Raw genomic sequence first — 15179 nt, 5'->3', positions numbered from 1 at the left:
ATCCTGTTTTGGCGGTTCGTTGAGGCTAGATCAGAGAATGCTCTCGCCGGAGAAACATTCCGCCGCAACTTGTCATTGTCTTTTTTGGTACGGTAGTCCCGGATCGTGCTAAGCTGTGTTGCGAAACGAGGAACGCGCATTGGACCTGGAAGATTTGAGAACATTCGTCGAAGTCGCGGATGCCGGTAGCGTTTCGTCTGCAGCGATGCGACTGGGCATCTCAAAGTCGATGGCCAGCCGCAGGATTACACGACTTGAAGCTGAGTTCGGTGCCCAGTTGCTTGCTAGGACGACCCGAGGCATAGCGCTCACCGAAGCAGGCTCAACATTCCGGGATTACGCGTCCAGAATTTCGGCTGAACTGGACGCTGCGCGAGAAACCATACTCCCTGTCGGTGAGCTTCGAGGCCGCATGCGTGTCGCCGCTCCGTTGTCGTTCGGACCAACGCATTTTTCTCCTGTTCTGTCGCAGATGGCACGGCAACACCCACAACTGCACATACAGTCATCCTACACTGATCGGTTCGTGGATCTCGTCGGTGAAGGGTTCGATTGCGCAATTCGTGTCGGGTATCTTCCCGACTCGAATCTCGTCGCCAGACGAGTCGGCCCGATTTTCGGCAGGCTGGTCGCAAGTCCTGCCTACATCGCGGCTCATGGTGCTCCCAGAAAGCCCGATGAAATCCTGGATCATCAATTGGTCATTCGAGACGCCGAGACCTGGCAGTTCATGGATGGCGACAAGATCGTCCGGGTGCGTCCTCAGGGACGTTTTGTGGCCGATAACGCGATTTCACTTATAGCGGCTGCATTGGATGGCCTCGGGATCGCCTATTTGCCGGAGCCACTCGTGGCAGATCAAATCCTATCGGGCAATCTGGTGGAGGTCATGCCTGCTCATCCAATCCCACCAGCCGGAATATTTGTTGTTCGGCCTCCCGGCCTCCACCCGACTCGAAAAGTAAGGGTCCTCACCGAAATGCTGATTGAATGCTTCGGAAACCATTCCACCAATGGCAACACAACAAGCGCTGGTAAACAGGACTTGTGATCAGGCTAAACCCATTGCTGACGTAATTTTTGAGTGCGCATGATCGGACCGCCGTCATGGAAACGATCCTAAGCTTTTTTTCCTATGGCTAAAATGGCGGAGGACCGGATCAGTACCCTGCCGTCCACGGTTAATCCTTCAATTACCTCCGCGATCGCCTTTTCAACTCGGCTTTGCCCGTCTTTGTCCAGCTGCTGGAATGCCCCCATATAACTATGCAGTCCGCGTAGGTCATCCAAGTAGGACTGACCGGACTGGCCCTCCCAGATCGTCTCAATCTCTTCTACGCTGATCTCCGCCAGTCCTGCCAGTGACATTTCCTCAATCAAGCGATCTGGTTCGGCCAAGGCCAAAAAACCCTCCGGCGGCGCTGGCGGCTGCATCTCGGGAAAAACCGCGCGCAGCGCCTGCGCCATCACCAGAAAGGGGCCGCCGCCGGGCGGCCGGCGCCAGGTGGCGATACAGGCCTTGCCGCTGCTGCGCGTCACGCGCGCCTGTTCTGAAAGCCCGCGCCGCCAGTCGGGAAAGAGGCTTGCGCCGAACAGCGAGAATGTCGCGTCGAAGCGACCATCCTCCAGTTCGAGCTGCTGGCCGTCCATCAGCCTCGCCTCGCTCGATGGAAAGGGCGCAAGCTGGTCGGCCAGAAGGTTGACCATGCCCGGTGCGTTATCCACCGCCAGCACCGAGGCCCCGCGAAGGGCAGCAGGCACGCTCAGCGCTCCGGCCCCGGCAGCGATATCGAGGACACGCGTGCCCCATTGAATGGTGCCGACGCGATCGAGCGCCGCCGCCGCCACCTGCCCGGTATTTCGGTTCGCCGTCCGCTGATACACGCGGGCAAATTCGTCCGTCATATGGGGTTGCACGCCGGCCGGCTGCTGCTTCGGTATCCATGTCGGCTGATCGGTCGCTGCGCGTTCTGAAATCTCTGGATTCTGCATCATCAAATTCCCTGTTTGAAAAAATGAGGGCGTGCGCTTGCTTGAGCCCTTCCGGCTGGAGTTTTAGGCCCCGCGCCGGACAATGGCCGACCTCCTCTGACCGTCACCACCATAAAGATGACTATCAATCATGTATTCTCGATGGCACCGGGGCAAGCAGCGCGATAGAGGCGACCTCCGCAAAACTGCGTCGCAGAAACCGCACCGGCTCGCGGCCGGGTGGACTCGAAATAGCCGCAAGTCCCCTTATCAGGGGATCATCACAACACGCCCCAGAGGCTTGGCCGTCTCCGCATGGTCATGCGCCTCTGCCGCGTCACAGAGGGAAAATGTCCGGTCGATCACGACCGTCAGGCGTTTGTCGCGCGCCGCCGCCAGCAGTGCGTCCACAGTTCCGGATACGTCCGGCCTCTCGAAGAGCGTCCCCATGAACACCCCGTGAAGGGTCTGGTTGTTCTGCATCGCTTGCCAGAGATCGACAGTCAGGCCGCCGCCTCCGGCATTGCCGACGAAGACGAGGCGACCTTCCGGGGCAAGCGCGGATAGCGAGGCCTGCAGGGTCGATCCGACAGGGTCGATGACGAGATCCGCGCCCTTCCCGCCGGTCAGCCGGAGAACCTCCTCCACCACGTCCTCCTGCAGCCGATCGATGACATGGGATGCGCCGAGCTCCATGAGGCGCGCCTGGCGTTCGCGGCCGCCGGCAATGGCGATGACCCGTGCGCCCTCTGCATGGGCAATCTGGACGGCTGCCAGGCCGACGCCACCGGCGGCGGCCTGCACCACAACCGTCTCGGCCTGCCGCAGGCCGCCTTTGGTGATCAGGCAGTGATGGGCCGTCGCGAACGAGATCGGCAGCGCCGCAGCCTCCGCCATGCCCAGCCCATCGGGCACGCGCCATGTGCGCGAAGCAGGCACGGACCAGAGTTCCGCATGAGAGCCATGCATGTCGAAGGCCGTCACCCGCTGGCCGACAGCCCGGCCCGAAACAGTGTCGCCGATCGCAACGATCGTCCCGGCGGCAGCGTAACCGACGACCCAGGGGGAGGCCTGTGGCGTCGACCTTCGATTGATCAGGTCGCCACCCTCGATCGAAATCGCCTCGACCTCGATCAGAACATCGTCAGGTCCGCAGACGGGATCGGGCATGTCGACATAGGTCAGGACCGAGGGCGGGCCGGGGTTGGCATAGACTGCGGCTTTCATATGCGTTCCTTTACCGTGCTCAAGGTTATGCCATCGCATGATGGCAGGGACTGCCCGCCGTTGTAGCCTGCCGGCCTGTGCCAAGGGCCGTTTTGCGCCTAGCGTCAGGTCGCGGATCGGTCCTTGCTCGCCGCCTTGCTCAGCGGCTCCGGAACCGGCTGCAGCAACAGCCGGTCGCGGCCGGACATTTCGTCCCCCTGTACCTGTTCCGAAAGGCGGCCTTCATCTCGTTGACGCACGTCCTCGGCGGTCTCCTCGATATCCAGTTCGGCATATCCCAGGGCTCGCAGGCCCTCGGCACCCATGAGATAGGCGGATTCGACCGTCTCTCGGATCTGGTAATCCACGCCTGCCCGGATCAGTTCCACCGCATGCCCGCGATCATAGCTTCGTACCAGGATCCTCGCCTGCGGAAACTCATGCTGCGCCAGTTCCACCATGTGCAGCGCGGCCTTCGGATCGTTGACGCAGATCATCAGCGCATCGGCAGAGCCTGCCCCGGAGTGGCGCAGGGTATCGAGACGCGTGCCGTCACCGAAAAAGACCTTGAAGCCGAAGCGCCCGGCATCGCGGATGCGATCGGGGTTGGTATCGATAACCGAAAGGCTGACGCCCCTGGCGAGCAGCAGTTGCGAGGCGATCTGGCCGAACCGCCCGAAGCCGATCATCAGCACCCTGCCGTTCAGGTCGCGGGCCAGTTCGACGCCCTCCATCGAGGCCTCGTTGCGCAAAAGTCGGTCCGCCGCGATCATCAGGAGCGGCGTCAGGGCCATGGAGAAGATCACCACCGTGGTGAACAGGGCGTTGTCGCGCGCATCGATCACGCCGCCGGCCGCTGCTGCGGAATAGAGTACGAAGGCGAATTCCCCGCCCTGAAGGAACATCGAGGTGCGGTGCAGCGCCTTGTGATTGGAGCCGCCGAACAGCCGCGCCACGGCATAGACCACCACGCCCTTGGCGATGGTGAAAGCGACGAGCATGGACAGCAGCAGCCACCATTCCGCGGCGACCACCGAAAGGTCGAGCGACATGCCGACCGCGAGAAAGAAAAGGCCCATCAGCAGCCCGCGAAACGGCTCGATGTCGCTCTCGATCTGGTGGCGATAGCTTGAGCTCGACAGCATCACGCCGGCGAGGAATGCGCCCATCGCCATCGAAAGGCCGGCCGCATCCATCAGCAGCGCCGCACCGAGAACCACGAGCAGCGCCCCTGCGGTCATCACCTCGCGCGTCCGGGCCCGTGCCAGAAGGGCGAAAAACGGATTGAGGCCCCATTTGGAAACGCCCAGCAAGGCAAGCAGCGCCCCCAAGGCGAGCAGGATATCCAGCCAGCCCGACTGGCCCTGTGACAGCGGCGAGAGGAACGCGACCACCGCCAGAAGCGGCACAATCATCAGGTCTTCGAAGAGCAGGATCGAGACGGACTTCTGGCCCTCGGCACTCGATATCTCTCCGCGATCCTGCAGCACCGACATGATGACCGCGGTCGAGGACAGGACGAAACCGGCGCCGGCAACGAAGGCCACCGGTCTCGATAGGCCGAAAACCAATATGCCGGTCAGGGCAAGGGCTGCGGTCGTCGCCGCCACCTGCACCAGCCCCAGTCCGAAAATCTGGCCGCGCATGGCCCATAGCTTTTGAGGGCGCAATTCCAGTCCGATGACGAACAGGAACATCACCACCCCGAGTTCCGAAAAATGCAGGATGGAAAGGGCGTCGGTAAACAGGCCGAGCACGGAGGGACCCACAAGCACGCCGGCGGTGAAATATCCCAGCACCGATCCGAGGCCAAGCCGCCGGAACAAGGGCACGGCGGCGACTGCCGCCCCCATCAGAACGATCGCAGGCCCGATTGTCTGCCCCAAGCTCGTGTCTGCCATGCGCTCCCCTCTCAGCATCAGATGCTTGCAAGAGCCCTGATACTCGCGTTCTGCCGTTCTGCTGCCCATCCGTTACCGATTTCTGTTGGTAGCGTTGCAGGGAGCGGCTGGATAGTCGCGCAATCAGCAAAAGTCTGTCGCAATATTTGGAACGCCAAAACCCTGGCCACCAGGCTGAAAGTCTGCCAACTAGCAAGCATTGGGAACGCCGGGACATGACATGTCAATTGCGACCGACGATCGCGACATGGGTGATGCTGTGTACCATGGCTGCCAGCTTTCGTCCTGCCGTGCTGTTAGATTATCCATTGTTCGATCAGTACGGATGGCACGCACCTTTGGTGCTACAGTTATGATGCTGATACTTGGACCTCCCTATGGTGCATTCCTTAATTGGGTGAGGAGGCGCTCGGACTTCGGAAGGGGCGAATGAAGCCGATGTCATTAAACGTTTGACACTTGGAAGAGTTCGAGGACCGACGTTGGTAAATACTGCAAGAGATATGAGGACGGCATGATTGAACTCCTTCAGATCGAGCACCTCGTGGTGCAGGCGCCGATGGCTGGAATATCCACCCCCGCGCTAGCAGCTGCCGTTTCCAACGCAGGCGGTTTGGGATCTCTGGGCTTAGGAGCAAGTACCGTCACCCAATCGCGAGCCGCAATAGTTCAGACCCGCTCACTTACCGATAAACCCTTTAACGTGAACGTATTTTGCCACAGGCCGCCGGAACGGGATGAACTCGTAGAGAGGGCTTGGATCCGTCACTTTTCCGGTTTGTTTGAGAAATTCGGAGTAAACGCGCCGAGAGCGTTGAATGAAATTTATCAGAGCTTCCTCGTAGATGAGCAAGCTTTTCTGATGCTGCTGGAATTGCGCCCGCCAATCGTGAGCTTTCATTTCGGCATTCCTTCATTCGACCGGATAGCCGCCTTAAAGAGAGCTGGCATCACGACACTAGCGAGCGTAACCAGCCGCGAGGAGGCGACAAAGGTTGAAGCGGCCGGGATAGACGGGATCATTGCACAGGGCTATGAGGCAGGCGGCCATCGAGGCGTATTCGATCCGCAAGGTGAGGACGATCAGCTAAGCACCATTGCGTTGGTGCAGCGGCTAGTTCGAGATGTCGGTCTTCCGGTGATAGCGGCCGGTGGCATTATGGATGGCGCCGGAATAAGTGTCGCGCTCAGGCATGGCGCTGTTGCGGCTCAACTTGGGACAGCCTTCATTCTGTGCCCGCAAAGTTCAGCTGATCTCGCATACAAAGAAAAGCTAAGAGCCTCGAGGTCATCCCCTACGACCATGACTACAGTGATTTCTGGGCGACCTGCTCGCGGGTTTATCAACGACTTAATCACGCATGGAGAAGGCCCAAATAGCCCGTTCCCGGCTAGCTACCCCCTAGCCTACGACTTGGCAAAACAGCTTCACTCGGCAGCTGCCAAGCGGGGTAACCATGAATTTTCCAGTCATTGGGCCGGGGAAGGAGTCCCCTACGCCCGCGAATTACCCGCAGCAGAGCTCATGCAAACGTTGATAATGGAACTTAGGTTTGCGCTGATTTAAGCGTTCCTTCCCGGAGATAGGCCGAAGTCAGACACAATCATGCTTCACCATCATCGCTGACAGCGTGCCCGATCTCTTCCTTCTCGTTGATTTGCGCGGCGTAAGCAGAATTTCAGATACGCGCTGCTTTAAGCGGCAGAACCTTCCGGATGACCGGATCAAACGTACCGACAGGGCGAAAGCTGCAAAATTTTTTTTGAGTCATTCGGCAGCCGTTCGAGTACCGAGCGGATCGTAGCTTACAAACAGGCGTCGGTCGTAGCCATATCAGCGGATTTGACCCAGAAAAGAGCTTCAAGCCATATATGCTTGAGCTACAAGATATGGATTGCCGATGGGTTCAAAGACGTTGTGGGAGCGGACAAGAAGCCTTCACACTAGGTGCGGGCAAGAATAAGAAACCCGCTTGGTCGCCGTTTTCATTGAGCATGGCGAACCGGTTCGATCCGGCTACACGGCAAGACGTTGTCATCTGTCCTAGCGATGCGATAGTCCATCACTCTGGTAAACGTCGTCGCATACGAGGAATACAAATTGAACGTTGAAGATATGCGAACCTTTGTGGAAGTCGCCGACACTGGTGGAGTTTCCGCGGCAGCAAGACGGCTCGGTGTTACAAAATCGATGGTTAGCCGACAACTGCATCGACTGGAAGCCCAGCTCGGTGTCCAGCTTCTGGCGCGCACGACCCGCGGTGCCGCGTTGACTGAAGCCGGCGCAACATTTCGCGATCACGCGGCGAGGGTGTGTGCAGAAATAGACGCAGCAAGAGAGATGATCGTTCCGATGGGGGATCTTTGTGGCCTTCTAAGGATCGCAGCCCCGCTTTCTTTTGGACCGACACACTTTGCACCCGTGTTCATCGAAATGGCGAAACGTCATCCCAACCTCCGAATTCACATCAGTTTTAGTGATCATGCTGTTGATCTCGCCACGGATGGGTTCGATTGCGCAATTCGCCTCGGTCGCTCTGAACATCCTGGTCTAGATTCTCATCGTGTCGGGCTTATTTTCGGGAAAGTCGTCGCCAGTCCGGCCTACGTTGAAGAGCACGGATCTCCGGAAACTTTGGAGGAGCTTGTTTCAAATCACGTCGCCCTGACGCAAGGAGATGAGGCGTGGCAGCTTATAGACGGCGACAAGGTCGTCTCGGTTAAGCCAATTAGCCGGTTCAGAGCGGATAACGGGATCGCTCTAGTCGCCGCAGCGCTTGAAGGGCTGGGAGTCGCTATTCTTCCTACTGGTCTTATCAGCCGTCACTTGGCTTCGGGCACGTTAGTGCCGGTGATGACAGATTTTCCTGTTCCTGACGCTGGCATAGATGTTGTTTGTTTACATTCGAAGTATACAGTACGAAAAATACAGGTGCTTACAGAAATGCTCTCAGAGAGTTTTGACCACAGTTCGGTCTCGGGGGCGCCTTTCGAACAGTCGCTCGCGGTAGCAGGGTCGACCCGAGCGATTGTTAAATGAATCAAGGCCCATCAGCGTAACGGGTCAATTCCGGTTCGAGGGTATCGATAAGCATTTCCGTCAGTACTCTCACCTTCGTGTTAGGCTGTAGTCCAGGTGGCCGAACCACAAATATGCCTGCTCGCGGCAGAGGATAGCGCGCTAGGACCGGAACTAGAGTCCCAGCAGCCAGATGATCGTGAATGAATTGGTTGGCCAACGCAGCTATACCAAGACCAGCGGCGGCGGCCGCGGCAAGAGCAGTCCCGCTGTCTGCTTTGAAGCGACCTTTCGGCTTAATGACAATAAGTTTGTCACCATCCATGAGCTTCCAGGTATCCGCCCCAAGAAGCGCTTGATGTGAGAACAAATCTTCCAGGGTCTCAGGACTACCGTTTTTCCGTATATATTCCGGGCTAGCTACGAGTTTTCCATGGAGTGGCCCGATGCGGCGGGCAATAAGGTTCGAATCGTCAAGGAAACCGACCCGAATGCCACAATCGAAACCCTCACTTACCAGATCAACGAAGCGATCAGTGTAAGAGGTATGGATTTGGAGTTGAGGGTGCCGTTTCCCCATCTCTGCCAAAACGGGTGCGAAATGGGTTGGCCCGAACGAAAGTGGGGCAGCTACGTGGAGGAGCCCTCGAAGCTCACCAGCTGGTAATATCGTTTCCTTTGCTACATCGAGCTCGGCGCAAACTCTTAGGGCATAATCGTAAAACGTCGCACCTGCATCAGTCAAAGATATCCCACGCGCTGATCTTACTAAAAGCTGGACACCTAGGGAAGTCTCAAGCCGGCCGACGCCACGACTTACCATCGACTTCGAAAGCCCAAGTCGCTGCGCCGCTGAAGTTAAACCTCCAGAATCAGCAACCGCAAGAAATGTCCTCAGATCATCAGTATCCACCACGCATTTCCTCTTAAAGAAGCTCATTGTGAGACACGCCGCCTGACCCGGACTTGGAGCTTGCTCCGTCCGCTCCTGACACGAGGCTGGTAGGATGGGACCCGGTTGGTTTCGATATCAAATGGTACACTGCTGGATCTCTCGACGGCTGCCGCAGCTATCGAGCCAACTTCAGCGCTCTTATCGCGGGTGCTACTTCAACTCCTAGAAGTCGAATCGATCTTACCATCGCCGCGTATTCGGACGCTGCCGACGTCATCTGGAAAGCGACGCGGGAAATCCCTCCAAGTACGTCACTAGCGTGTCTTATCTTCGCCGCCACCGTACCCGGATTACCAACTAAAAATGCCCCACGCGAGCTCGTCAGCTCATCAAATTGTGTACGCGTTGGTTCCTGTAAGCCGCGCTCACGCGCATATTGGCCTACCATTCTGGCCCATCCAGGGAAGAATATATTCTGCGCTTCACTGTCGCTATCTGCCAAGAAACCCATTGCGTGCACTCCCACCTTTAACTTGACCGCGTCATGCCCGGCACGCCGCCCTGCCTCGCGATAGAGATCTACGAGAGGCCGGAATTGTTCAAACGTCCCTCCGATGATTGCGATCATCAGCGGCAAGCCGAGGTCTCCCGCTCGTTCAAAGGATTCCGGTGTGCCGCCCACGCCTACCCATATAGGTAGCTGTGGCTGATGCGACCGCGGGAATACGCCTTGCCCATTCAACGAAGGACGAAATCGTCCCTGCCAAGTTGGATTCGTCGTCTCTCTTAGTTTGAGCAATAACTCGAGTTTTTCTGAAAACACAGCGTCGTAATAATGCAATGGTAGACCGAACAACGGAAAAGCCTCCACAGACGATCCTCTCCCGACGACCACTTCGGCGCGCCCGCGGGAAATGAGATCAAGTGTGGCAAACTCCTGAAAGACCCGCACTGGATCGGCGGCGCTCAATACGGTGACAGCACTTGTTAGTTTAATCCGCCGAGTGCGAGCAGCCGCAGCACCCAGAATAACCGCAGGTGCGGAGTCGAGGAATTCACTTCGATGATGCTCGCCAATGCCGAAGAAGTCGAGATCGACGCTGTCAGCGACCTCGACTTCCTCAAGGAGGCTAGCCATCCGATCGGCACCCGCCGCCATTTTTCCGGTTGCAGAATTTGGAAAGAAGCCAGCGAAGCTGTGGATACCAATGTCCATGGGAATTGCGTCTCTAGCCTAAGTGAGGTGAGTGCGATGTTGGTAGACCGGCTTGAAGGTGGCGAGGGCTCAGTGAAGTTTGATCCATCCACCGATCCTCGCCCGTATCAGCTTAGAAACCGGAGCTTTCCAGTGACTCGACTGGGGTTTTAAGCAGTTGCTGCTCCCAAAGGAACGCGATGCCGATGCCGGGTTCAAAGTCCTTGAGCACTTCCACGAACGCGTCAGTGTTCTCGGTCCGAGCATGGTCTCGGTACCATTCGGATGCAAGCGCCAACCATGTCATAACATTGGCTCCCGCAGCGATCATTCGCTGGACCGCTCGCTCGTGCGATTCAACGGATACGCCACCGCAAGCATCAGTGATCACGGTCACGTCCCAACCTTCGCCGAGAGCATGAATAACTGGCATGGCGACGCAAATCTCGGTGTAGAGTCCCGCAATAATAAGCTGTTTGCGACCGGTTGCCTTCACAAGATCAACAACCTTCTTATCTTCCCACGTGTTGAGGGTGGTGCGATCAATGACTTCCTGGTCGGGAAATATCTCTGTGATTTGAGGGAATATCAGTCCACCACGGTCGGCTACGACGCTCGTGATAATCGTCGGCACACCAAACGCCTTGGCCGACTTGGTCAAACCGGCTGTGCTTGCTACCACATCTCTTGGAGAGTGGCTGTTTACATTCGCAAGCTGAAAGGGCTGATGATCGATCAGGACAAGCACCGATTCCTCAGGGCGAAGTAGCGAGTTGAGTCCATTGCGCAAGCTCATGATAATCCTTTAATTTTGAAGTTGCCCGGTTAGCAACGATCACGTTGCCGAAGAGAACGTGTCATCCTGGTTCCGTGCCAGCTAGTCAGGCTTCGCGCGACACTCTGTCGCGATTTGGGGAACGCTGCGATGCCAGACGCTCGCCCATCGGCTCCTTGATACTTGAAAAGCTACCTCGCTGGTAAGGACAGGGGGCAATGCCCGACTGCCTGTTCCTGTTTGTGCGACAGACTTCCTCGCAGAGTGCGACTGTTAGCGAACCTTCGTCAACGCTACGGTTAGTCATCACCAAGGAGGAATGATGTGGTCAACAATTCAACCACCAAAGCCGAAGCCCATCGCGAGGCTTCCGTCGCAGACACTGACATTGATCTTATCAATTTGCGGTCGGCAGGCGTATTTTGCGAGACATCTACGACCGCTTTAAAGTCAGAGGAACAAGCAGCTGAGAAGAGACCGGTAGGGAGCAGACAACTCCTCTTGTCCCTGTCAGCGCTCGTGGTGTTTTCGGGATCGGTTGCTCATGCTGACCCGAAACCGGTGAACGAAAACAATTGGCCATCTTACAACAGATCGCTGGCAGGCGACCGATATTCGCCGCTTGAGGAGATCAGTCAGGACAATGTTGCTAACCTGACGCGCAAATGTGAATATGCCCTTCCGGAACCAACATCGTTCCAGACCGGTCCTCTGGTGATCGAGGGTGTCCTTTACTTTACTTCACCCAGTGGGTCTTTCGCGGTCGACGCGGCGACCTGCGAGGAGCGCTGGCGCGTCACCCATTCCGTACCAAAGGGCGAGGGCGTCATCTCGGCAAACCGTGGGTTTGCCTATCTCGATGGCAAGCTGTATCGGGGCACCATGGAGGGGCATGTGCTTGCACTCTCTGCAGAGGATGGCCGGACGGTGTGGGATTCCCGGATCCCGGACGCTGGCCCGGGCGTCACCATACCTATGGCGCCGATCGCTGCCGACGGCAAGGTTTTCGTCGGCAATGCCGGCGGTGACCGCGCCAATGTCAGGGGGCACGTCTATGCGTATGACGCGCAGACAGGCAAGCTGCTTTGGCGCTTCGAGGTGATCCCTGACACGCCCGAGATCCGGGCTACTTGGAAAATGCCTGAGGGCAACCCGCTTTCGGGCGGTGGTGTGTGGGTCTCTCTCAGTTACGATGAGGAGACGGGCGTCGTTTATGCACCCACCGGCAATCCCGCGCCAGATTTCGATGCCGAACTTCGCGAAGGCGACAACCTTTATGTCAACTCGATCATCGCCATCGATGGTGAAACAGGCAAGCGGATCACCCACAACCAGGTCGTAAAACGCGACTTCCACGATTGGGGCGTTAGTGCTGCTCCAGCGCTTGTTACGACTGCCCGCGGGCGCAAAATCGCGGCTTCTGCTAACAAGGATGGACTGCTCACGGTTCTTGACAGAACGAATCTCAGCGCCGGTCTTCCTTTCGTGTATGCCCAGCCCACGACTACGCGCGAAAACGGCGATGTGCCGCTTTCGCGCGAGCGCCCCACCAAATTTTGTCCAGGGTTATTCGGCGGGACTGAGTGGAACGGCGCTGCCTACCACCCCGCTGAAAACACCCTATTCGTCGGTGCTGTCGATTGGTGCTCAACAGTGACGCTCCAGTCCCGTGACGCTCCTGTTCCGCCTACAGGCGATATTTGGCTCGGGGTTCTCGAGCCTCTCAACAAGGTTCTCGCAGACTGGTCGACAGCACGTGGCTGGCTCACCGCTTTCGATGCCGACACGGGCGATATACGCTGGAAGCTGGAGACTCCAAAACCCGTCCTCGCCGGTATTACCCCAACGGCAACCGGACTGGTCTTCGCAGCGGACCTCGCCGGCAACCTGTTCGCACTCGACGCGGCAAGCGGTAAGCGGTTGTGGAACGACAATCTGGGCCAGCCTCTCGGCGGCGGGCTTATAACCTACAAGGCAGGCGAAAAGCAGTTCGTTGCGGCGGCTGTCGGCAATGGCGGCGGGGTCTGGCCGATCGACGTGACGCGCAGCAGCATCGTCGTCTACGGCCTCCCGTAACGCGAAACGTTCGACGAACCGGCGGTCTCGCAGCTTGGTACGCCCCTATTTTGCCGAGACCGCTCCTTTCCACGAGCCAACCGAACAGGTGATTCATGAGTGAACTTGCTGGAAAACGCGCGCTGGTGACAGGCGCGTCGCGAGGCATCGGCGCAGCGATCGCGGTCATGCTGGCCAAGAAGGGCGCTGACGTTGCCATTACCTACGAAAGCTCCGCCGACAAAGCCGGCCACGTGGTGAGCGAGATCGAGCGAAAAGGGCGAAAATCCCTAGCCATTCGAGCCGACAGCGCTGATCCCGAAGCGGTCAAGCGCGCAGTTGAGGAAACGGTCGCCGGCCTCGGCGGGCTCGACATTCTTGTCAACAATGCCGGCATTGCTCGATACGCCAGCGTCGGCGACGACGGAAGCCTTGCAGACCTTGATGCCATGTTCAATGTGAATGTCCGTTCGGCCGTGGTGGCCTCGGGCGCCGCCATGCAGCATCTCGGTGAAGGCGGGCGCATCGTCATGATCGGATCCTTTCTTGCGGAGCGCGTGCCGTTTCCCGGAGTAACGCTTTACTCGACCACCAAATCCGCACTCTCGGCCTTCAGCAGGGGCCTCGCGCGTGACCTCGGTTCACGGGCCATAACGGTGAACCTTGTTCAGCCGGGGCCGACCGACACTGATCTGAACCCGGCAAACGGGGATCACGCGGATGGACTACGGGCCCTCACCGCGCTCGGACATTACGGCGAGCCCGGTGATATCGCGTCGGCGGTAGCGTTTCTCGTCAGTCCCGCGGCGAAATTCATCACCGGAACGGTGCTCAACGTAGACGGCGGGATCAGCGCCTAGCACCTTTTATTGCTTTGGAGGAAATGACTATGGGCCACCTTCGCATTGTAAGAGGCATGTCGATCTCACCGCATCGGAAACCTGCGATCACCCTGTCACGGGCCATCCTGACCGCAGTTGCCATAGCTTGCGCGGGTAACGCAGCTGCATCCCCCACCGAAATTATCATCGAAGGGCCGGACACCTTCCCTGAAAATATTACATCGACGCAAGACGGAACCCTTATCACCGGTTCAGTAGGCTCGGGCGGCATCTTCAGGGCGTCACCAGGCGCGGCCATCGCCACCCAGTGGATTGCCCCTGGCGACAACGGCCTACTCGACACCTTCGGAGTCCTCGCCGACGACACATCAAACACTTTATGGGTCTGCTCTTCGCGCATGGACCCGCCCGCCGCTGGCGCGCCGCCTTCAGTCCCAGCACTTTACCAATACAATCTCGATACCGGCGCCTTCCGTAGCAAACATCCGCTTCCGGGCGACAAGGGCCTTTGCAACGACATCGCTATTGGCCCCGATAAGGCGGCCTATGTCGCCGACACCACCGGGGGACGCATCCTGCGCCTTCCGAACGGCGGCGAGACTTTGGCGGAATGGTCCAGATCCGCGGAACTCGATGGCGCTGACGGCCTCGACTTTCAGGAGCGGCAGCTGTTCGTGAACAGCTTCACCACGGGAAAGCTCTTCCGCATCGAATTGAAGGAAGACGGCTCCGCTGGTGCACCGGTCACGCTTACTACATCACGCCCACTGATGCAGCCGGATGGGCTGCGTCGACTAAACGACACGCAGTTTGTCATGGCGGAAGGCGGAGGCACCATCGATCTTCTTACCGTAAAGGGCGACACGGTCGAGGTGGAAACGCTGCGATCGGGCTTGATCGGCCCGGCTGGCGTCACCATCGTCGGCGGCACTATCTGGGCTCTGGAATCCAAGCTTTCGATGCGCGGTCAATCCAAGCTCGATCCGGCGCCATTCAAGGCTTACGCAGTTCCCGTGGCTGGGGACTGATACGATCTTGGCGCTAGATGCGCCAAGCGCAGCGCTGAACGACATGCCTCCAGCAAGCCGTGCAGATGCGCTGCAACACCACGTTTGCTGCAAAGCGTTTAACGTGTTCGTGAGGGCCGGTTCACAAAGTGGCCTGCTCGACTACTTTCGCCCTGCGGCCTTGGTCGCGAAACAAAAACGATAGGAGTTCCGATATGAAATGGACTGCACCAAAGTTTGTTGAAGTAAGCTGCGGAATGGAAATCAACCGCTACGCACCGGCAGACGGCGACGAGCCGGTTCTGTTCTAATC

13 protein-coding genes are annotated in these 15179 nt (G+C 58.2%); 7 read left to right on the top strand and 6 right to left on the bottom strand.

Translation table 11 applies throughout. The features are described from left to right. The first annotated feature begins 139 nt into the window (after positions 1 to 139). Positions 140 to 1051: a LysR family transcriptional regulator gene (locus JZX87_RS27010; RefSeq protein ID WP_206828951.1), complete on the top strand. Its 912-nt coding sequence runs from the start codon at positions 140 to 142 to the stop codon at positions 1049 to 1051. Between the two features lie 68 nt (positions 1052 to 1119). On the opposite strand, the gene JZX87_RS27005 is transcribed toward JZX87_RS27010, so the two are convergent. From JZX87_RS27005 to JZX87_RS26995, 3 genes are all read right to left on the bottom strand, one after another. Beyond that, positions 1120 to 1992 (bottom strand): class I SAM-dependent methyltransferase, encoded by an 873-nt coding sequence (locus JZX87_RS27005; RefSeq protein ID WP_286195094.1) that lies wholly within the window; start codon positions 1990 to 1992, stop codon positions 1120 to 1122. Positions 1993 to 2241: 249 nt separating this feature from the next. After that, positions 2242 to 3198, bottom strand: coding sequence for a quinone oxidoreductase family protein (locus JZX87_RS27000; protein WP_206828950.1), 957 nt, complete (start codon positions 3196 to 3198; stop codon positions 2242 to 2244). Between the two features lie 104 nt (positions 3199 to 3302). Beyond that, positions 3303 to 5078: a monovalent cation:proton antiporter-2 (CPA2) family protein gene (locus JZX87_RS26995; protein WP_206828949.1), complete on the bottom strand. Its 1776-nt coding sequence runs from the start codon at positions 5076 to 5078 to the stop codon at positions 3303 to 3305. Positions 5079 to 5592: 514 nt separating this feature from the next. On the opposite strand from JZX87_RS26995, the gene JZX87_RS26990 reads away from it, so the two are divergent. Together JZX87_RS26990 and JZX87_RS26985 are read left to right on the top strand one after the other, a co-directional pair. Beyond that, positions 5593 to 6645, top strand: coding sequence for an NAD(P)H-dependent flavin oxidoreductase (locus JZX87_RS26990; RefSeq protein WP_206828948.1), 1053 nt, complete (start codon positions 5593 to 5595; stop codon positions 6643 to 6645). Positions 6646 to 7179: 534 nt separating this feature from the next. Next, the gene (locus JZX87_RS26985) at positions 7180 to 8118 is read left to right on the top strand and encodes a LysR family transcriptional regulator (protein ID WP_206828947.1); all 939 of its coding nucleotides are present in this window, start codon (positions 7180 to 7182) and stop codon (positions 8116 to 8118) included. Between the two features lies 1 nt (position 8119). Here JZX87_RS26985 and JZX87_RS26980 read toward each other — a convergent pair whose 3' ends face one another. The 3 genes from JZX87_RS26980 to JZX87_RS26970 form a co-directional block, all read right to left on the bottom strand. After that, positions 8120 to 9010, bottom strand: a complete 891-nt coding sequence (locus JZX87_RS26980; RefSeq protein ID WP_206828946.1) for a LysR family transcriptional regulator — start codon at positions 9008 to 9010, stop codon at positions 8120 to 8122. A 157-nt stretch (positions 9011 to 9167) separates the two neighbouring features. Continuing rightward, complete coding sequence (locus tag JZX87_RS26975; RefSeq protein WP_206828945.1) at positions 9168 to 10208, bottom strand: LLM class flavin-dependent oxidoreductase; 1041 nt, start codon at positions 10206 to 10208, stop codon at positions 9168 to 9170. A gap of 112 nt (positions 10209 to 10320) precedes the next feature. Then, positions 10321 to 10983: a hydrolase gene (locus tag JZX87_RS26970; protein ID WP_206828944.1), complete on the bottom strand. Its 663-nt coding sequence runs from the start codon at positions 10981 to 10983 to the stop codon at positions 10321 to 10323. A 480-nt stretch (positions 10984 to 11463) separates the two neighbouring features. Here JZX87_RS26970 and JZX87_RS26965 point away from each other — a divergent pair, with 480 nt between their 5' ends. The 4 genes from JZX87_RS26965 to pqqA all read left to right on the top strand — a co-directional run bounded on the left by JZX87_RS26965 (position 11464) and on the right by pqqA (position 15177). Next, entirely contained in the window at positions 11464 to 13038 is a 1575-nt protein-coding gene (locus tag JZX87_RS26965) for a pyrroloquinoline quinone-dependent dehydrogenase (RefSeq protein WP_206828943.1), read from the top strand. A 95-nt stretch (positions 13039 to 13133) separates the two neighbouring features. Then, positions 13134 to 13877 carry a 3-oxoacyl-ACP reductase family protein gene (locus tag JZX87_RS26960; RefSeq protein ID WP_206828942.1) on the top strand — a complete coding sequence of 248 codons (744 nt, stop codon included), beginning with the start codon at positions 13134 to 13136 and terminating at the stop codon, positions 13875 to 13877. Between the two features lie 29 nt (positions 13878 to 13906). Next, positions 13907 to 14887, top strand: a complete 981-nt coding sequence (locus tag JZX87_RS26955; RefSeq protein WP_206828941.1) for an SMP-30/gluconolactonase/LRE family protein — start codon at positions 13907 to 13909, stop codon at positions 14885 to 14887. A 194-nt stretch (positions 14888 to 15081) separates the two neighbouring features. Further along, positions 15082 to 15177: a pyrroloquinoline quinone precursor peptide PqqA gene (gene pqqA, locus JZX87_RS26950; protein WP_206828940.1), complete on the top strand. Its 96-nt coding sequence runs from the start codon at positions 15082 to 15084 to the stop codon at positions 15175 to 15177. Positions 15178 to 15179 lie beyond the last annotated feature (2 nt).

Source organism: Agrobacterium sp. Ap1 (assembly GCF_017313375.1).
In the GTDB taxonomy this organism is placed as follows: domain Bacteria; phylum Pseudomonadota; class Alphaproteobacteria; order Rhizobiales; family Rhizobiaceae; genus Neorhizobium; species Neorhizobium cellulosilyticum.
This window is presented reverse-complemented; position numbering and strand designations above follow the sequence as displayed.